This is a genomic window from Undibacterium sp. Rencai35W (assembly GCF_049340185.1).
Classification (GTDB): Bacteria; Pseudomonadota; Gammaproteobacteria; order Burkholderiales; family Burkholderiaceae_D; genus Undibacterium.
Window position 1 is genome coordinate 415,951 of sequence record NZ_JBMPPC010000003.1, and the last position, 17,950, is coordinate 433,900.

Here is a 17,950-nt window from a genome sequence, read left to right on the forward strand (position 1 = left end):
TCTGGCGGGCTAAATCCATTACAATAGAGGGTTACATATATACAGTCGCACAAAGAATTTCTGATAACTGCTAAAAATTGATATCCGGTATGTCGTACGGATAACGAATTGTTAAAAATTTCTGTAAATTCATTTGCGACGAGCCGTACATCGACTAGGAAATCCTCATGAGCATGTCAAATACCCAAGAAATCGTTGAAGAATTGCGCGCAGGTCGCATGGTCATACTGGTCGATGAAGAAGACCGTGAAAACGAAGGCGACCTGGTATTGGCTGCCGAGTTTGTAACGCCGGAGGCGATTAATTTTATGGCGAAATTCGGTCGTGGCCTGATTTGCCTGACGCTGACAGAAGAGCGGTGTGATGAGTTGAATTTGGCAATGATGTCGAGTCGTAACGGCACCGCCTACGGAACTAACTTCACGGTATCTATCGAGGCAGCCGAGGGGGTAACGACGGGTATTTCGGCAGCAGATCGTGCGCGCACAATCCAAGTCGCTGTAGATAAAAAAATGACGGCAAATGACATCGTTCAGCCTGGTCATATCTTCCCCCTGAAGGCGCAAAAAGGCGGCGTGCTGATGCGTGCCGGTCATACAGAGGCAGGTTGTGATTTGGCGGATCTGGCTGGCTTGACTCCGGCAGCGGTGATCTGCGAGATCATGAAGGACGATGGCACCATGGCGCGCTTACCGGATTTGATGGAGTTTGCCAGAGAACATGGATTGAAAATTGGTACGATCGCCGATTTGATTCACTACCGTAGTCAGACGGAGAGTATTGTCGAACGCGTTGCCGAGCGTGAAATGCAAACTGTCCACGGCAGCTTTAAGGCCGTTGTCTATCGTGATAAACCAAGCGGTTCGGCGCATCTGGCTCTGGTACATGGTCACATTACACGCGATAAAGAAGCATTGGTGCGGGTACATCAGCCAGTCTCGATACTTGATCTGCTGGAAAGTAAAATTACTACGCATTCATGGAATGTTGCCGCAGCGATGGCCGCGGTGCAGGCCTCTGACTCAGGCGTCATTGTCTTACTGAATTGTGAAGAAACTGCGGAACAGATGTTTGATCAATTCAAAGCATTGAACACCCCGGATGCACGTCCACAAGGTCGTGCGGCGCGGATGGATTTGCGTAACTATGGTATCGGCGCACAGATTTTGAAAGATGTTGGAGTCGGTCGTATGAAGCTGCTAGCGAATCCGAGAAAAATGCCCTCAATGACGGGCTTTGACCTTGAGGTGGTCGGTTACATGGACAAGCCTTGATACCGCCGGTATCAACTAAAAAAGCCAATCAGAACTAATGTAAAAAATATCCGGGCGTCAGTTTGTCGTCCATACTTGAATAATGACATAGCAGCGCACAAGCGCAAAAAGGGAAGATCATGACTGTAGGACATTACGAATCAAATTTGGACGGCACTGGTGTGCGCGTAGGTATTGTGCAGGCTCGCTTTAACGAAACTGTGGGCAATGGCTTGTTGTCTGCTTGTCTGGCTGAATTGACGCGTCTGGGTGTATTGAACGAAGATATTTTGCACGTCACCGTACCTGGCGCACTGGAGGTGCCGCTTGCATTGCAAAAGTTGGCTGAGACAAACCAGTTTGATGCGTTGATTGCTCTGGGTGCAGTGATTCGCGGCGAGACCTATCATTTTGAGCTGGTTTCTAATGAGTCCGGTGCCGGCATTACACGCGTCGGTTTGGATAGCGGGATCCCGATTGCGAATGCGATTCTGACCACAGAGAATGATGCGCAAGCCGAAGTACGTATGGCGGAGAAGGGTGCCGATGCTGCCCGTGTTGCCGTTGAGATGGCAAACCTGACACTGGCGCTGGAAGAACTGGCCGAAGCCACTGAAGATACGGGTTACGACGCGTAAGAGCGTCACCCAATTAAGTAGAGATGACTATGACGAACAAAACCCTGCACGCTAATCCCAGCAAAAGCCGCTCGCCCAGACATCGTGCGCGTGAATTCGCCTTACAAGGTTTATACCAGTGGCTGCTGAATAACGAAGACTCAGGTGTAATCGACGCCCACATTCGCGAGGCGCATGGCTTTGATAAAGCGGATCGTGAGCATTTTGATGCCTTGCTGCATGGCGCGATCAACCAGTCAATACAGTTGCGTGAAGAAATCACGCCTCTGATCGACCGTACGATTGCTGAGCTGTCGCCAATTGAGCACGCGGCTTTGTTGATTGGTGCTTACGAATTAAAACATCATATCGAAATTCCTTATCGCGTCGTGATCAATGAGGCTGTTGAATTGACCAAATCCTTCGGCGGATTAGACGGACATAAATACGTGAATGGCGTGCTGGATAAATTGGCCGCGAAATTGCGGACAACCGAAATCAGCGCTGGAAAATAATGAACGTGTTATCGAAGCTCTGATGAATATCAGATTCTGATGCGATGACTTACAGATAAACCGTTTTATTTCTGAATGAAGTGAGACGGTTTTTTTGTGTCTGATCATTGTTTGAATTACGTTGGAATCTCGCAAACCTATCAAACGACAACTACAAAAAAGGTAGCTCATGGAAAAAAATCTCGCCTCCCGCCTGGATAATATCGCTCCTTTTCATGTAATGGAATTAGCCAAAATGGCGGCTGATCTTGAGGCGCAAGGGCGTCATATTATCCATATGGGAATCGGTGAACCGGACTTTACTGCGCCGCAGGTTGTGATTGATGCTGCTGGCAAAGCCATGGCAGACGGGCGCTTGCAATATACCTCTGCCCTTGGCGTGCCTGCCTTACGTGAGGCAATTGCCCGGCATTATCTTGATACGTTTGGCTTGGTAATCCCTGCCAGTCGCATCATTGTGACGGCAGGGGCGTCCGCCGCATTATTGCTGGCGTGCGCCGCGCTGGTCGAACCCGGGGCAGAGGTCTTGATGCCAGATCCCTGTTATCCGTGTAACCGCCATTTTGTCGCGGCATTTGAGGGGAAAGCTCGTTTGATTGAGAGCGGTCCTCAGCAGCGCTTCCAGTTGTCAGATGCAGTGGTGAATGAACACTGGAGTGAGGCAACTAAAGGGGTATTGCTGGCTTCTCCCTCGAATCCGACGGGGACGTCCATTAACCATGGCGAGCTTGCACGCATCATCACAAGCGTTAAAGCGCGCGGTGGATTTACGATTGTGGATGAAATTTATCAGGGCTTGTCTTATGAGGGGGCGCCATTTTCGGCGCTATCTCTGGATGATGATGTAGTGGTGATCAACAGCTTCAGCAAATATTTCAATATGACAGGATGGCGTTTGGGCTGGCTGGTGGTACCGGAGCGTATCGTGCCGCATATTGAGAAGCTTGCTCAGAACTTGTTTATATGTGCTTCATCCGTGGCGCAGCATGCAGCGGTTGCCTGTTTTTCACCAGAGGCTCTGACTGTCTATGAAGAGCGTAAAGCAGAATTTAAACGCCGACGCGATTACATCGTTCCCGCCTTGACTGCTCTAGGTTTTGAGGTGCCCGTGATGCCGGATGGCGCGTTTTATGTCTATGCGGATTGTTCGCGTTTTTCTGCTGATGCCGATCAGTTCACCCGAGATTTATTGCAAGAGGCCGGTGTCGTGATTGTGCCAGGACTGGATTTTGGCACCTCAGGTGCGCGACGCTATGTCCGCATCTCGTATGCGACCTCGATGGCGAATTTACAGGAGGCCGTACGGCGTATCGCAGAATTTCTATCGCGGCCAGCCGTGTAAACTTGCAGTAAAAACGCTGACGTAAATAACGTGCCTTTCATTTTGTTGCGATGCTGCTTAGTCTGCCTTAAGTGGTTTTATTAGACTTAATTTGACTTAATTTGACTTAATCAAAGGTATATTCCAGCAATACTTGAGATAGCTGGCCATTGATACCGCTCCAGGTGCTGCGGCCATGTCCCTTGATCCCTGCCAGTTCGCCTGTGCCAGAGCCGCTCAGTACGTTCAGTGTGCTCTCTGACTTGCCGGATTTAATGCTGCCGACGTGTTGCAAAATAAATCCACCGCGACGATTGCCGATCTTACCGGTCAGGTATTCGAGTCCGACGAAGTTTGCGGACTGCGCTGTGGCAGAGAAGGTCAGGCACTCAAAACACGATTCAGCCTCAATATCGCCTGCATAGCGATGCTTCACTTTGGACTGGGTAAGCCCGGTGAGCAGGTTGAATTTTTCGTCCATCCCTTTTAATTTGATAGTTCCTAAAGCAAGCATATTCTCCCTCATACTGTTAAACAACAGACAAATAGTGTCCAGACTTGATTCATCGACAGTCAGAATATGATCTGTGTGTCGTGCTGATGAAGAGTCAAGCCAGCGTGAGTCAATCTGCTTATGGAAGACGAAGACACGCTGATTTTTCACCTTGTGGGTATCACTGAACTTGCCAAAGGGAACAATTGCCTGATAGGGCGATATGTCTTGATTGGTGGATCAGTGGGCTAATTATTGCGGAAAATAAAAACAAATCGGCGACAGGAAATTGGATCCTTTTGCCTAATGTTGTCATCATGTAACAATTAGGTAACGAAGTATTTCAAAAATGCCATATCATGTCCACTCACAAATTCGCATACCTCATGTATTTTTGTTATAGGCTGCGGGTGAATTTAATTTGCCGATTCTTTTTGAGAGGCAAACATTCGGATGACATTGTGAGCGATTTTCAGGCAATTTTTCACCATATAATTTGCATACTCCCCAATAAATTATCTTGGAATGCCTTAATTCCGCTTGATTATATAGTGCGTTGAAAAAATACTTGGGTGAGTATGCTGATATTGCTCTATTTGAATGTCGAATAAATAAGGAGTAAGGGATGATCCAGTTCAGACAAATCGAAGCTTTTCGTTGCCTCATGATTGCAGGCACCAGTGTTGGTGCCGCGCGGAAAATGAACATCACGCAACCTGCGATTAGTCGCTTGATTGCCGATTTAGAAGAAACGCTCGGCTTCAGGTTGTTTAATCGCGACAAAGGGCGGCTGGAGCCGACTTTGGCGGGCGTGCGTTTTTATAGCGCTGTCGAGGAAAACTTTCTTGGGCTTGAGCGTTTGTCGCAGGTCGCCAGCAATATTCGTAATGAGGCACCTCAGGGCATCACGATAGCCTGCTTACCGATCTTGTCCTCCTCCATCTTGCCGCTGATCCTGCGTGAGTTCTTTAAATACCATCAGGACGTACCGGTGACTGTGGATAGCTCAAATGCACCAGAAATCCTGGTGCGCTTGCAGGATCAAAAAGTCGATATGGCGATTTGCATGGCGTTCCCGCCGCTGGCAGGGATAGAACAAGAGATTTTCAAGGAAGCGAGTGTGATGTGCGCGATGCCAGTCGGTCATCATTTAACTAGTAAGGAAGTAATTGAGCCGATGGATCTCGATGGAGAAGACATCATCGGATTTTTTCCTATCGTATCGCAGAGCTATGAATTAGAAACCCTGAGACTGAGTGAGGCGGGAAGCCGTCCAATCCACCGGGTCAAGACACAAACCTCACACACGCGCTATGCCATGGTTGCAAATGGTCTGGGTGTCTCGATTGTTGAGCCGTTTGGCGCAAAGCTCTGGCTTAATAATGGGGTCGTGGTGCGTCCTTTTTCCAGCGATATACGTCATCAGTATGTATTAGCTTGTCCTAGCGGCGGTAAACGCTCTGAGCTGATGCATGATTTTCGCGAGGCGGTACTGAAGGTCGCGAAGGATTATGATTTTGGCGTTGAACAATAAAAAAAGCCGTCTGCTGATGCTGACGGCTTTTTCACAACCAGAACATCCCCGTTCTGTTGGCAATGCTTAATTACTGACTGCAAACTACAAACTGCTTATAGCTTGGCAATTTGCTCAGGATGCGCAGGTTTCGATTCTGCAGCTTTTGCCTCGGTGACGGCATCACTCTTAGGTGCCGGTGCGCTCTGTGGCGCTGGCGTAGGTACTGATACGGGAGCAGAGGTGAATGTTGGTACATTTTTACCCGTAGCGACATCCTTCAGACGACGGTATTCCGCCATCACACGTGAGCCATAGCCTGCATCGTTTTCAAAAGCGGCCGCACCCACGTAGAGTTTCAGACCTGCTTCAACCGAACCGCCACGCAGGACATAATCTTTCAAAATCAATGCACCGACCTTGATGTTTGCCACCGGATTCAGCGCTGCTTTGACGCCGCCCATTTCCTGAAACTTGTCGTGGTGGACCTTGGACATGACTTGCATCAGACCCTGCGCGCCTACTGGGCTTTCAGCAAAGGGATTGAGGCCAGATTCAATTGCCATTACGGACAAGATCAACAGAGGATCCAGTTTGATTTCTTGCGCGGTAAGGTAGCTTGCTGATACCAGCATATTCGTCGCGTCGCTGGCGATGCGATAACGTTTTGCCAGCCAGTTCGTCACCCATTGCTGCTGACGCTGGTTGCCCAACATTTTGGTGTCGTCTTCAGTCAGTTCGGCATTTTTGATTGTGTCTGACTGAGCAACTTGCTCTGGTGTTGCCATCAACATGGCGAGGCTTGGTGGTGTAGCTTGTTCAGCAACGCTTTCTTCGATCGTGACAAACGGGGAAAGTTTTTTAAATTTTTCAACCAGATCTGGTTTGATAAACATCAGGCCAAGGACGAATATGGCCGAAATACCCAGCAACATCAGCAGATGGTGCATGGTAGTCATGAAGCCGCTGCGCGTATCGCGTGCTGCGATGGACAGTGCTGTGGTCTTGCTGGCAAGCAGAGTGCTGCCTTGTTGTACTGCTAAAATAAAACCTTGAAACATTTAACCTCCTGAACTTTCGTAGTGCTTGTCTGTTCAGTAAAGAACAACACGCAAATAAAAAACTACGAATCAGAAACATCGTCTCCGTCGCTGGCGCGATCAAAAAGACGCCGGAGTTATTTGTCTGTTGAGCTTTATGTAACTCAACCTAGGGTGGGAGATTCGTAATCTCGCTTGTGACAAACAACTATTTTCGGGTCAAGGCAGTCGCCTTTTGAAAACAATCCTTACAATGTTATGTGGGGCCCGATCCCCGTGAATGATGTTACCTTTTGGCGTTGCAATCTTTGTTCGACTGCGCCGGAGTTCTAGCCTCTTCATCAAGTTGGGCGAATTGTAGGGTCGGTTTTATATCAAGTCAATACTATAGAAATTGATTATCATTACTTTTAAATCTAGAAATTTCTGCTGCGTCGCAGCAAAGTACAATGAAATCAAGTACTTGCCGAATTTATTTGCTTTATTAAGTTCAAACTCATAAAAAGCTAAAAAACATGAAATATGCAGATTTACGGGATTTTATTTCTCAGCTTCAACAACAAAATGAATTAAAACAAATAGTTACGCCTGTTTCACCGTATCTGGAGATGACAGAGATCTGCGATCGCACCTTGCGCGCAGAAGGACCGGCGCTTTTATTTACCAAGCCAGCTGGTCATTCAATACCGGTACTTGGCAATTTATTTGGTACGCCGCACCGAGTTGCGATGGGCATGGGAGCCGACAATATCAGCGAGCTGCGCAAGATCGGGCATGTGCTGTCGTCTTTAAAAGAGCCGGAACCACCGAAGGGTTTTAAAGACATTCTCGGGCTCGGTTCTCTCATCAAGGCCGTATGGGACATGGCACCAAAAGAAGTGCGTGGTGCGAAGTGCCAGGAAATCGTCTGGGAAGGCAATGATGTCGATCTGGCGAAACTGCCGATCCAGCATTGCTGGCCGGGTGACGTGGCGCCTTTAATTACCTGGGGTCTGGTGATTACCAAGGGGCCTTATAAGAAGCGGCAAAATCTGGGTATCTATAGACAGCAGGTTTTAGGTCGCAATAAGGTCATCATGCGCTGGCTCGCCCATCGTGGCGGCGCGCTAGATTTTCGTGAGCATGGCATCGTCAATAAAGGGCAGCCGTATCCGATTGCTGTCGCACTCGGCGCTGATCCCGCGACCATTCTTGGTGCCGTCACACCAGTGCCGGATAGCTTGTCGGAATACCAATTCGCAGGACTCTTGCGCGGTAGCCGTACCGAACTGGTCAAAGCCATCGGCAGCGATTTACGGGTGCCTGCCAGTGCTGAGATTGTGCTGGAGGGTCATATATATCCGGACGAATCGCATCCGACCGGCTACGAGCACGCGCTCGAAGGGCCGTATGGCGATCATACTGGTTACTATAATGAGCAAGACAGTTTTCCCGTGTTCACGATAGACCGCATCACTATGCGTCGTGACCCTATTTATCACTCAACTTATACAGGTAAGCCGCCGGATGAGCCTGCCGTGCTCGGTGTGGCGCTCAATGAAGTCTTTATCCCTTTACTGCAAAAACAGTTCAGCGAAATCACCGATTTCTATTTGCCACCCGAGGGCTGTAGCTACCGCATGGCCGTAGTGCAGATCAAAAAAGCCTATGCAGGCCATGCCAAGCGCGTCATGTTTGGCGTCTGGAGCTTTTTACGCCAGTTCATGTATACCAAATTCATTATCGTCGTGGATGAGGACGTGAATATCCGTGACTGGAAAGAAGTGATCTGGGCGATTACTACCCGCGTCGATCCGCTACGTGATACCACGCTCGTCGACAATACGCCGATTGACTATCTGGACTTTGCCTCGCCAGTTAGCGGTCTGGGCAGCAAAATGGGTCTGGATGCAACCAATAAATGGCCGGGTGAAACCAGCCGCGAGTGGGGGACAACGATCCAGATGACGCCAGAAGTCAAGGCGCGCGTTGATGCGATCTGGCAGGAGTTAGGTATCTAGTAATTAAATACAATCTATATCGTATTTTAGGACTGACGCAAAGCGGAGAGCCACAGACGGTCATTCACATTGCATTGGAAATTGGAAGGCCAGATGAAAAAGCTCAAGATAGCCCTCAAAACACCGGCACAGAGGTGCAGAAGTTGAACTGATCCAGATAACATCAGAACATCGCAATATCTGTGAATCGCTGCTTTTCTCGGCCTTTGTTGTTCCTCAGTGCCTCTGTGGTGAGAGGTTTTAATTGTTGTGTGAGCTCAATATTTAAGCAGCCTATCCCATCAAACCAGCCTGCTCATGCAAAAGACTCCGTTCAATGATCCGGGATTGTTGATCAATGCCGGATCAAAGAGCTTCCCAAGCCCTGCAATGGACCCAGAGGATTTTTCTCATCTTCCAATTGCTGGATATTGGATTTACCGCTCCAGAGGGTATACATCACCACGTCGTTCTGAATAATGATCAGCGCTGTGAATTGCCAGCCAGTGATCTCCACCTTGCGCTCAAAATTCAAAAAATCCTTAAAAAAACTCCCGTAACGTTTTTTATCTAGATGTTTCTCCTCAATCTCATACGCGTAGCATGCGGTATGTGCAGCGAGGCAGGTGCGTACCTTAGGCGGAATCAGGCTGCTATTCGACGATTCGCTGGCAAACAGGCGACGATTGATATCCGCATGATTGAGCAGGGCGATATTTGGTGAGACTTTAGGATTAATGCCCCTGCTGTGCAGATCAGCCAATGTGGTTTTTTCAGGAATAATATTGGCAAATTCCTGCTCGCCGACCTGATAGGTAGTCCAGGGCAGATCCGAGCTCTGCTTAGCATTGGGTAACAAAGATTCGCAGGCACTCAGACTCCAGGCGATGAATGCAACGCTGACGAAATGATATGGGCGAGATGCCATCGATTTGTCCTGATGAGTGAGCGAGGTAAGATTCGGAGATAATACCCAGACCAGTTTGCTCCTTATTTCATTGTAGGCAGCAAATGGCCGAATGCAATATTCCCTCAGTTTATAAAGAACGATCACCACGATGCTGTCGAATCGCAAAGACCACTCAGTTAGCCCGGAAAAACCTCTGTTGTACAGTTTTCGCCGCTGTCCCTACGCAATCCGAGCCAGGCTCGCCATCCGGATGAGCGGCATCGAGGTACAGATACACGAAGTCAGCCTGCGTAATAAGCCACAAGCGATGCTCGACCACTCACCCAAAGGCACAGTACCAGTTCTGGTCTTACCTGATGGTCGCGTGATCGATCAAAGTCTCGACATCATGTGCTGGGCACTGGCGCAACAGCCGGCATCGCCATGCTTAACACCTGACGGCAACATACCTGCTGATGCGCAGGCATTGATACTACAAAACGACAGCACGTTTAAACAAGATCTCGACCGCTATAAATATGCAGAACGATTCCCTGAGCATCCGTCGGCGACATATCGTGAGAGAGCAGAAGTATTCTTGGATGTACTTGATTGTCGCCTGCAGCAACATAGTTACCTGACAGGTGCGCAATTAGGTATCGCCGACCTGGCAATCGCGCCATTTGTGCGGCAATGCGCATTGGTAGACGTAGAATGGTTTTATGCCAGCCGCTATAAGCACTTGATTGAATGGCTGGATGCGATATTGCAGTCAGCGTTGTTTGTTGCTGTGATGGAGAAGGTGGCCACATCTTCAGCAACTTAGTATTTAGTAAATCATCATGATTTAAATATGGAGTAATTTTTGGACTTACTTTTACTCAATGAATATCTGAATTGTTTTTGATTTTTTGGCGAGTTTACATAGCTGTTCATAAAATAGACAGTCATTCAACGTACGTAGTGATTGTGTATTTATGAAATGCAATTCACAAAGTCCGGGCCAACCAGGGCCACCGTTTACTCCATCCCAGAGTGCGTGAAGATTTTTACCGAAGTAGTGAGTCCCCTCTGGTTCGACAGTTTGTAAATATATCTGCCAAAAGTCAACTTCACTTAGAACGTCTTTACAATCAATTGTATAAATTTGCATATCTCTATGGCTCCAGCAATTAAATATTTTTATCCATTCAATTGAACTCTCACAGCATCGCTAGGGTGAGGCAGAATTCGGGCTGTAGTGCTTGCCTGAAAACGAGGATTTCTGGTGCTATAGCATGAGAGTCCAATGTATTCGTTGATCAGCCTAAACCGCTAGATTCCTGCTAACGGCGCGCAGTAATAACACACTTTACCGATCACTCAATGTTCTGTTGTGCTCTAAATTTTTGGACATTGGAACATATTTAATCGCTAGGTCAATAAACAAAGCGAAACTCATCCCGCACTATCCATGCGCCTCACAAGCCAAAAACACTCGCTAAGCCGCACCAGCTATGCGGATACGTTTTTAAATATCCATTTTTACCAGCTTTAACGCCTTTTTATCAATTGATTCAGCGCCGCACTCAGCGGCTCACAATTAAACGCAATCCTAGTGCCACAAAGATTGTGCCGGCGATGCGATCCAGCCATTGTCCTGCCTTTGGATTGCGATTCAGCCACAAGCCTGCTGCACCGGAAAAATAGCCGAGTAAGCCGAATAATACGGCGGCCTGTGCGGTGAAGACCAAGCCGAGCTGGGCGGTTTGCCAGCTGACAGCGCCGCGTTCTGCGATCACGAATTGCGGTAAAAACGAGAGAAAGAACAACACGACTTTGGGATTAATGCTATTCGCGAACAGACCTTTGGCGAACAGTTTGCCAAGTGATTCATCCGGTATGCCTGTCGTCGCCACTTGCGCGCTGCCGCGACTGCGTAAAGCTTGGATGCCGAGATAAATCAGATACAGTCCGCCGCCGGTTTTGAGTGTGGTAAAAGCCAGTGGTGACGCCGCAATCAGTGCGCTGATGCCAAGGCTGGCAAGAATGGTATGGCTGATGCAGCCAAGTGCGCAGCCGAGGCCGAATACCATGCCTTGTGTGCGTCCCCGTGAGATGCCGACGCCGAGTACCATCAGATTGTCAGGGCCGGGCGATGCGGTAATTAACATGGCGGCGAGCAGGAAGCCAAAAAATTGTTCGGGAGCGAGTAACACAGGACACCTTGATTGTTCGGACGGAGGCTGTATGTTACCGCAGGCATGCTAGGGCTGAAATAAAAAATGAGGCTACAGCTTGCGCCATCGCCTCATTTTGTTACCGCTAACTCCCAGAGATTGGCAGCAGAAGTGTTTGGTCAGACAGTCCCTGTATGGTCTGTTGCGTGAAAATGATGCTGCTACCACTGACCTCAGCAACAACTATTCTTAGCAACAACTATTTAGCGGGCATCTCCACCTTGATCAGATTGTCTTCCGGTTTGCGGTCGATATATTTGTTATCTGGATCAATCCCGGCTTTGGCTGGTTCGCCTTTGACCAGCATGGTGTAGGTGACGTCCTTGCTGTCAATGAGTTTGCGCTCTCTGAACAAAGGTTTTCCGTCTTTATCATCCACGCCGATATCGATCCAGTCATGCAGGAGTAGCTCTTTTTCTACACCGAGTTCATCGGCTTTTAGCTTGTTGCTGCTTGCGGTCAGAGTGACCTCGTACTGACCGTTGCCAACAGATTTTGCACTTGCGGTCAGGGCACGATTTTCGAATAACACGATGGACTCAAACAGATCGGTGATCAGCCCCTGTTTGTCCTCCGGTGTGACCTTGCGCAAGGCATCGACCAGTACTTTGCTACTTGGGTAAGGCGCACCTTGATTCGCATATTGGGCGATCACGTCGCGCAAGGCAGCATTGACTTTGTCTTGGCCAATCTGATCCTGAAGCAGGTACATAACCAGACTGCCCTTTGCATAATGGATATAGTCCTGATTTTCATTAAAAGCGATAGGCAATTCCTTCTTGCGCTCCCGACTACGACCCATCAGATAACGATCCAGTTCGTACTTCAGGAACTTGCGCATTTTGTCTTTGCCGTAGGTCTTTTCCATCACCATTAGTGCAGAATATTGGGCCAGCGTCTCGACCAGGATCGTTGCGCCTTTGGTATTGCCCGAGACGACCTGATGTGCCCACCATTGATGTGCGACTTCATGCGCTGTCACATAAAAAGGATAGTCCAGATCTTTCGGATCCTGATCATCGACCTTGGCAATAAAGCCGATACTTTCAGAAAACGGAATCGTGTTCGGGAATGCCTGGGCAAAGCTCGCATAGCGCGGGAACTCAATGATACGCACCATTTTGTGCTGATAAGGGCCGAAGTTCTGAGTGTAGTAGGTGAGCGACTCCTGTACGCCTTTGATCATGCGGTCCAAATTGTATTCATGACCTTTTTGGTAATCGATCTCGATCGCAACATCGTTCCATTGCGCTTTCTTCACGCTGTACCGTGCTGACATAAAGGCGAAGAAGTTTAATACCGGTTTATCCGGCGCATAGTGGAAATAACGTCGGCCATTTTCGGTCCATTCCTTGATCAGTCTGCCCGGCGCAATCCCGATCTGATCTGCGCTGGTGGAGACGGTTGCGTCAAAGCGTATCCAGTCTGCGTCATTGGCGATATAGCTATTTGACAGACCTTTAGGATCATCGCGATCAGCCATTCTTTCTTTTTCTGGCAGTCCGTGTTTCTTGCGTTCTTTCTCATCGCTCAACTCAGCTCTTGATTGATAGCCGATACTCGGAAAACTGCCACTGTTAAAAAAAGTACCGTTGTGCAGGATATGGCTGTCGCTGCCCATGCCGGCAATCCCTTTCGGTGCAAATGCCAGTTCGATGTCGAGACCGAGTTTATCGCCTGCTTCTAGTGCCGGAGTGAGTTTGTAGCTATAAAACCCTTTCTTATCCTGAATCACTGGCGTTGCCGTTCTGTCGAAATGCAGTTGCTTGATATCGACATCTTCTGCCTGCGAGATAAAAATTTCGCTGATCGCTGTCGTTCCTTTATTGACCAGTTGATAGCTGGCTTTGGCACTGGCAGTTCTTTGATCTGGAAAAATATCGACAGCGACCTTGATATCTGTAATGCGGGGTTGCGGCAGGGCTTCATATTTTTTATACTGCTTTTCATAGTTTGCCCTGTCAGCCTCACTGTCAAAGCTGCTCTGATAGTGATTAATGATATTCGTGTAATAGAACAATAAACCGCCGACGCCGGCAAACAACAGACTGCCTACCACCAGCACGGATGCGATCGCAGGCGTGACAGAGTGCTGTGCCAGGCGCAGTCGATTACGCCATTCGACAGTGGTGCCGCGTACCCACATCAGCATCGCTATACCTAGCAATATCAAGGCTGCACCGCTCCAGTACAGTTGGTACCAGAATACCTGTGGCAAGTTGTGACCAAAACCGTCCATATCGGAGTAGCGCGCAGTCGGACCGCCGCCGTACATCACCATAGGATGCTCGATACCCAAAGACGGTAAGGCAATCGTTGCGATGTAATACGCGATCATGACAAAGTAACCGACGTACTTATTGTTCAGAATAACTTGCACTGCCACTGCCAGCACCGCAATCAGAGCGTAGGCTGGCCATTGCATCAGGAACAGATGTTCCAGGTACTGGCTTAACTCATAATGCGTATAGCCTTTCGCGGTCTGGATGATGATCCCGCATATCATCAGCACGAATAACAGGATGCCTTGCAAGCTGATGAGCGCCACCAGTTTTGACAGTAAAGGCAGCCAGTTCGGTACCGGCAGGGCATCGAGTAACTGAGCAATCCGCGCATCGCGTTCGCGCCACACCAGTTCCCCTGCATAGAAGGTCGTGATGATCAGCATGAACAGGCTAAAGCTGGTACCGAGCAAATCCAGTACCGCATAGGTGACCGGGTAAGTCGTCGTGCCATACATTTTGCTAAGTGCGTTCGAGAGTGAAAACATAAACATCACACCCGTCAGGGCGATGACGATGAAGTACACGTTCTTGACTGTTTCGCGCAGGTTCAGCCAGCATTGACTGATAAATAGCGACAAGAGATTGACTCCGCCATAATTCGGGGTGACGACATGGATCTGAATCGATGTCGGTGCCACTTCTTTGGCGGCGATTTTCTTTTGCTTGCCGCCTGCGCTGATTGCCGCAAAATCAAAACGCCAGTAACAAAATACCATCGCGAGAATGCCGACAGCGCCCCAGATCAGGCGGTTATAGAGCAGCAGGCCTTGCAGAGGCACGATGCGGCTATTTTTATCTGCGATGCTCCAATATTCTGTGACACGGCTGATCGCGCGTGAGCCGAATGGGTCAATCAGCGCAGCCAGCGTTCTGTCATCAATGTCGCGGGCGAGGCCGCCAGCAACCAGGTAGCCAATTAGCAGAACCACACTTGACACATAGACCGGCAGCATGCGGCGATATAGGGCACCGAGTGTGAAGAAGAGCGCGCCGAAGATCATCAGATTCGGTATCAGCGAAGTAAAGTAGGGTGCAAGATAAGCTGCCGGAATCATCGTTCCCAGAAAATTTTTGCCCACGCCAGGCAGGTAGCAACCCAGCCATGCACCCAAACTGATACTGGAAAAAATCAGAATCAACGTCAGCAACGCCCCCACATAACGACCACCCAGATACTGAAGTTTACTGAGGGGGGCGCTGTAAAAAAAGTGCCAGATATTGTGTTCGGTATCTTGCTGGATCGCACGTCCCATCATCGCCGCGACGATCACCACGCCGAGATAGCCGAGAAAGGTCACGGTCTGTGAAATCGCCATCGGTGAATTGATATGTACCTTGCCGCCAAAATCAATCACGGCACCATCAAACACGCCACCCGCAGCGGCGATCCACAACATCGCCAGCGAGAAGAACATCAGAAAGTAGATGTAGGTAGAAATGCTGCGGGATTTTTGCCGCAGCTCAAACAAAATAATTGAGAGCATGGTCGTTCCTTATGCCGCGCGGGCAGATGAGGTCGACGTTGCGGTTTGCTGCGCCAGCAGCGTTGCCATCGCTGAGAAATACACGTCTTCCAGATTGCCCTGGGCTTGGGTAAAGCCATCACCCGGATGGTTATCCGCGTGGACATGTATCAGCGTGCGTCCTGAGGTCAGGCGACTGGAGATCACCTGGTATTGCGACTGGTAGGTAGCCAGTTCACTTTTTTCGATGAAGCGTTTCCAGATTTTGCCCTGGATCTGATCGATGAGCTGTAAAGGCTGGCCTGTCAGGATCACTGAGCCCTGATTGATGACCGCCATGTGATTGCACAGATCGGCAACATCCTCCACGATGTGCGTCGACAGGATCACGATTTTGTCGCTACCGATATCCGATAACAGATTGTGAAAGCGCACACGTTCTTCCGGATCGAGACCTGCCGTCGGTTCGTCGACGATGATCAGTTTTGGATTGCCCAATAAAGCCTGTGCGATACCGAAACGTTGGCGCATGCCGCCTGAGAAGCCGCCCACGTGTTTCGTTTTTACATTGAAGAGATTGGTTTGGTGCAGCAGACCTTCGACTACTTCTTTACGCTGTTTGCGGTTATTCAGTCCTTTGAGTATCGCAAAATGATCCAGCAAATCATAGGCACTGACTTTTGGATATAAACCAAAATCCTGCGGCAGATAGCCGAGCATGCGGCGCACCTCATCTTTGTGTGTCTTGATATCAATCGCATCCAGATGCGCCGTTCCCGAATCGGCATCCTGCAAGGTTGCCAGCGTACGCATCAGCGTCGATTTACCCGCACCGTTTGGCCCCAGCAAGCCGAACATGCCCGCCGGTATCGTCAGCGTAATATTGTTCAGCGCCTGTACACCGTTGCTGTATTGCTTGGATAAATTCTGTATGCGTAGTTCCATGACCATTCCTTATGGGAGTGTGATGACTTCGTGAGTTGAATGACTAAAAAGAATTTAAAAAATAAAAAGTGCTGCGAGATGTCAACGCGTTCAATTTGCGGCATTAATGCATTACGTATTAATTCAGTCCATCTTGCGTGATGGACATAATAGCAATAATGTTCAAATAGGCAATATATTTCGTTATTGCAATGCTGGTTTGCCCTCCACCCAGACTGCGGACGAAATCTAAACGGAATCCGATGATGACAATAAGCCTTAGGGTTTGCTTAAGCTATTGGCAAGTGACGAGACTGCCTCCAATGGGGACGAAATCCGTAAATCAAGGGACGAAATCTGATGCCGATCTGATGCCGCTGCGTCCAATGTTGGCTATTCGATCCGCTAAGCAAGGTGCCAGAGGTACAGAAATTGCCAGCACGAATTCGGCCTGATCAGTTATAATGTGATCTGGCGGGCCCCTGCGCATTGCGGCATGGCCAATCTGGTCAGGTCGGGAACGAAGCAGCCACAGTCATTTCCCGCAAGTGCCGCAGACCAGGCTCGCCTCTTTCTCTCAGGTCTTATCCCCCCCCAGCTTTTCCCGCCGTTGCTCTCACAAACTTCTCTTCTTACAAAATTTCCCTGACAACTGGCGTCGCGGCTTTGCGCCCTCAGACCACTATTTACTTGCTTTCGACAATATTTATCTCTACTCTGATTTAGCAGTTCTTTGTCCGGTACAAAATAACTAAAGGAGATACGAATGAGAATCTTGAGTCAGTTTTTAATATCCTGCGCCTTAAGTTTTGGCATGTTGTCGTCATCGATTGCCGCAGATGACAGAGGCAATGCGGATCAAGCTATCGCTATGGTGAAAAAAGCGATCGCAGCGATTAAATCGCAAGGTAAAGAAAAAGCCTTCGCAGAATTCGCCAATACATCGAATAAAGATTTTCATGACCGCGATCTGTATATCATCGTCTACGACTTGAACGGCATCAATTTATCTCACGGAAATAATCCAAAAATGATGGGAAAAAATCTGATTGAGCTGAAAGCCGGAGACAAGTTTGTCGTCAAGGACATGATTGCCGTCATCAAAGGCAAAGGTAGCGGCTGGGTTGATTATCAATGGCCGAATCCCATGACCAAGGTGCTAGAGAATAAATCAACCTATGTCGAAAAGGTCGATGACTATTTTGTCGGTTGTGGCGTCTATAAATAAACGCGTAATTAAATCAACAGAAAATGCAGCAAGCCATCCCGGCGCAAGTCGGGATGGCTTTTTACATTACAGCGTCTGATCAAGAAGACTGGTGATGGTGGGGCTTCTACTAGCCTTCAGGAGCAGTCTTTTACTGATGCGGCTCTTGTATTTCAATACTTTTAATGATCGCGTCGATACCCGTTCCCTTTTAATATTTCGGCTTGTGGCT

General features: G+C 48.8%; 15 protein-coding genes and 1 other RNA gene. 9 read left to right on the forward strand and 7 right to left on the reverse strand.

Translation table 11 applies throughout. The features are described from left to right. The first annotated feature begins 167 nt into the window (after positions 1-167). The 4 genes from ribBA (at position 168) to ACO0K3_RS08965 (ending at position 3,727) form a co-directional block, all read left to right on the forward strand. Positions 168-1,274 carry a bifunctional 3,4-dihydroxy-2-butanone-4-phosphate synthase/GTP cyclohydrolase II gene (gene ribBA, locus ACO0K3_RS08950; RefSeq protein WP_422983788.1) on the forward strand — a complete coding sequence of 369 codons (1,107 nt, stop codon included), beginning with the start codon at positions 168-170 and terminating at the stop codon, positions 1,272-1,274. Positions 1,275-1,393: 119 nt separating this feature from the next. Next, positions 1,394-1,891 carry a 6,7-dimethyl-8-ribityllumazine synthase gene (gene ribH / locus ACO0K3_RS08955; RefSeq protein WP_422983790.1) on the forward strand — a complete coding sequence of 166 codons (498 nt, stop codon included), beginning with the start codon at positions 1,394-1,396 and terminating at the stop codon, positions 1,889-1,891. Positions 1,892-1,920: 29 nt separating this feature from the next. Beyond that, positions 1,921-2,385: a transcription antitermination factor NusB gene (nusB, locus tag ACO0K3_RS08960; protein WP_422983792.1), complete on the forward strand. Its 465-nt coding sequence runs from the start codon at positions 1,921-1,923 to the stop codon at positions 2,383-2,385. A 169-nt stretch (positions 2,386-2,554) separates the two neighbouring features. Next, positions 2,555-3,727 (forward strand): pyridoxal phosphate-dependent aminotransferase, encoded by a 1,173-nt coding sequence (locus tag ACO0K3_RS08965; RefSeq protein WP_422983794.1) that lies wholly within the window; start codon positions 2,555-2,557, stop codon positions 3,725-3,727. Between the two features lie 106 nt (positions 3,728-3,833). Here ACO0K3_RS08965 and ACO0K3_RS08970 read toward each other — a convergent pair whose 3' ends face one another. Beyond that, on the reverse strand, positions 3,834-4,220 hold the full coding sequence (locus tag ACO0K3_RS08970; protein WP_422983796.1) for a DUF3224 domain-containing protein: 387 nt from the start codon (positions 4,218-4,220) through the stop codon (positions 3,834-3,836). Positions 4,221-4,824: 604 nt separating this feature from the next. Here ACO0K3_RS08970 and ACO0K3_RS08975 point away from each other — a divergent pair. Then, the gene (locus ACO0K3_RS08975; protein ID WP_422983798.1) at positions 4,825-5,733 is read left to right on the forward strand and encodes a LysR substrate-binding domain-containing protein; all 909 of its coding nucleotides are present in this window, start codon (positions 4,825-4,827) and stop codon (positions 5,731-5,733) included. Positions 5,734-5,828: 95 nt separating this feature from the next. Here ACO0K3_RS08975 and ACO0K3_RS08980 read toward each other — a convergent pair whose 3' ends face one another. Further along, positions 5,829-6,773 (reverse strand): transglycosylase SLT domain-containing protein, encoded by a 945-nt coding sequence (locus ACO0K3_RS08980; RefSeq protein WP_422983800.1) that lies wholly within the window; start codon positions 6,771-6,773, stop codon positions 5,829-5,831. A gap of 494 nt (positions 6,774-7,267) precedes the next feature. Between ACO0K3_RS08980 and ubiD the strand changes: the two genes are divergently transcribed. Beyond that, the gene (gene ubiD / locus ACO0K3_RS08985) at positions 7,268-8,752 is read left to right on the forward strand and encodes a 4-hydroxy-3-polyprenylbenzoate decarboxylase (protein ID WP_422983802.1); all 1,485 of its coding nucleotides are present in this window, start codon (positions 7,268-7,270) and stop codon (positions 8,750-8,752) included. A gap of 334 nt (positions 8,753-9,086) precedes the next feature. On the opposite strand, the gene ACO0K3_RS08990 is transcribed toward ubiD, so the two are convergent. Further along, complete coding sequence (locus ACO0K3_RS08990) at positions 9,087-9,659, reverse strand: hypothetical protein (RefSeq protein WP_422983804.1); 573 nt, start codon at positions 9,657-9,659, stop codon at positions 9,087-9,089. Positions 9,660-9,789: 130 nt separating this feature from the next. Between ACO0K3_RS08990 and ACO0K3_RS08995 the strand changes: the two genes are divergently transcribed. Beyond that, positions 9,790-10,446 (forward strand): glutathione S-transferase, encoded by a 657-nt coding sequence (locus ACO0K3_RS08995; protein ID WP_422983806.1) that lies wholly within the window; start codon positions 9,790-9,792, stop codon positions 10,444-10,446. Positions 10,447-10,497: 51 nt separating this feature from the next. On the opposite strand, the gene ACO0K3_RS09000 is transcribed toward ACO0K3_RS08995, so the two are convergent. The 4 genes from ACO0K3_RS09000 to ACO0K3_RS09015 all read right to left on the reverse strand — a co-directional run bounded on the left by ACO0K3_RS09000 (position 10,498) and on the right by ACO0K3_RS09015 (position 16,532). Further along, a complete protein-coding gene (locus ACO0K3_RS09000) occupies positions 10,498-10,773 on the reverse strand; it encodes a barstar family protein (RefSeq protein ID WP_422983808.1) in 276 nt (91 codons plus the stop codon). 415 nt (positions 10,774-11,188) lie between these two features. Then, a complete protein-coding gene (locus tag ACO0K3_RS09005; protein WP_422984053.1) occupies positions 11,189-11,773 on the reverse strand; it encodes a LysE family translocator in 585 nt (194 codons plus the stop codon). A gap of 265 nt (positions 11,774-12,038) precedes the next feature. Further along, the gene (locus ACO0K3_RS09010) at positions 12,039-15,608 is read right to left on the reverse strand and encodes an ABC transporter permease/M1 family aminopeptidase (RefSeq protein ID WP_422983810.1); all 3,570 of its coding nucleotides are present in this window, start codon (positions 15,606-15,608) and stop codon (positions 12,039-12,041) included. A gap of 9 nt (positions 15,609-15,617) precedes the next feature. After that, entirely contained in the window at positions 15,618-16,532 is a 915-nt protein-coding gene (locus tag ACO0K3_RS09015; RefSeq protein ID WP_422983812.1) for an ABC transporter ATP-binding protein, read from the reverse strand. 452 nt (positions 16,533-16,984) lie between these two features. Here ACO0K3_RS09015 and ffs point away from each other — a divergent pair. Together ffs and ACO0K3_RS09025 are read left to right on the forward strand one after the other, a co-directional pair. Next, positions 16,985-17,083: signal recognition particle sRNA small type (gene ffs / locus ACO0K3_RS09020), an RNA gene on the forward strand. Between the two features lie 194 nt (positions 17,084-17,277). Then, positions 17,278-17,739, forward strand: a complete 462-nt coding sequence (locus ACO0K3_RS09025) for a cache domain-containing protein (protein WP_422983814.1) — start codon at positions 17,278-17,280, stop codon at positions 17,737-17,739. Positions 17,740-17,950: the final 211 nt, after the last annotated feature.

Excerpts from the sequence above, each read along its gene's own strand:
- ACO0K3_RS09005 (WP_422984053.1), bottom strand. The coding sequence starts at position 11,773 with ATGTTAATTACCGCATCGCCCGGCCCTGACAATCTGATGGTACTCGGC.
- ribH (WP_422983790.1), top strand. The coding sequence starts at position 1,394 with ATGACTGTAGGACATTACGAATCAAATTTGGACGGCACTGGTGTGCGC.
- ACO0K3_RS09015 (WP_422983812.1), bottom strand. The coding sequence starts at position 16,532 with ATGGAACTACGCATACAGAATTTATCCAAGCAATACAGCAACGGTGTA.
- ACO0K3_RS08995 (WP_422983806.1), top strand. The coding sequence starts at position 9,790 with ATGCTGTCGAATCGCAAAGACCACTCAGTTAGCCCGGAAAAACCTCTG.
- ACO0K3_RS08990 (WP_422983804.1), bottom strand. The coding sequence starts at position 9,659 with ATGGCATCTCGCCCATATCATTTCGTCAGCGTTGCATTCATCGCCTGG.
- ACO0K3_RS09010 (WP_422983810.1), bottom strand. The coding sequence starts at position 15,608 with ATGCTCTCAATTATTTTGTTTGAGCTGCGGCAAAAATCCCGCAGCATT.
- ubiD (WP_422983802.1), top strand. The coding sequence starts at position 7,268 with ATGAAATATGCAGATTTACGGGATTTTATTTCTCAGCTTCAACAACAA.
- ACO0K3_RS08965 (WP_422983794.1), top strand. The coding sequence starts at position 2,555 with ATGGAAAAAAATCTCGCCTCCCGCCTGGATAATATCGCTCCTTTTCAT.
- ribBA (WP_422983788.1), top strand. The coding sequence starts at position 168 with ATGAGCATGTCAAATACCCAAGAAATCGTTGAAGAATTGCGCGCAGGT.
- ACO0K3_RS08975 (WP_422983798.1), top strand. The coding sequence starts at position 4,825 with ATGATCCAGTTCAGACAAATCGAAGCTTTTCGTTGCCTCATGATTGCA.
- ACO0K3_RS09000 (WP_422983808.1), bottom strand. The coding sequence starts at position 10,773 with ATGCAAATTTATACAATTGATTGTAAAGACGTTCTAAGTGAAGTTGAC.
- nusB (WP_422983792.1), top strand. The coding sequence starts at position 1,921 with ATGACGAACAAAACCCTGCACGCTAATCCCAGCAAAAGCCGCTCGCCC.
- ACO0K3_RS08970 (WP_422983796.1), bottom strand. The coding sequence starts at position 4,220 with ATGCTTGCTTTAGGAACTATCAAATTAAAAGGGATGGACGAAAAATTC.
- ACO0K3_RS08980 (WP_422983800.1), bottom strand. The coding sequence starts at position 6,773 with ATGTTTCAAGGTTTTATTTTAGCAGTACAACAAGGCAGCACTCTGCTT.
- ACO0K3_RS09025 (WP_422983814.1), top strand. The coding sequence starts at position 17,278 with ATGAGAATCTTGAGTCAGTTTTTAATATCCTGCGCCTTAAGTTTTGGC.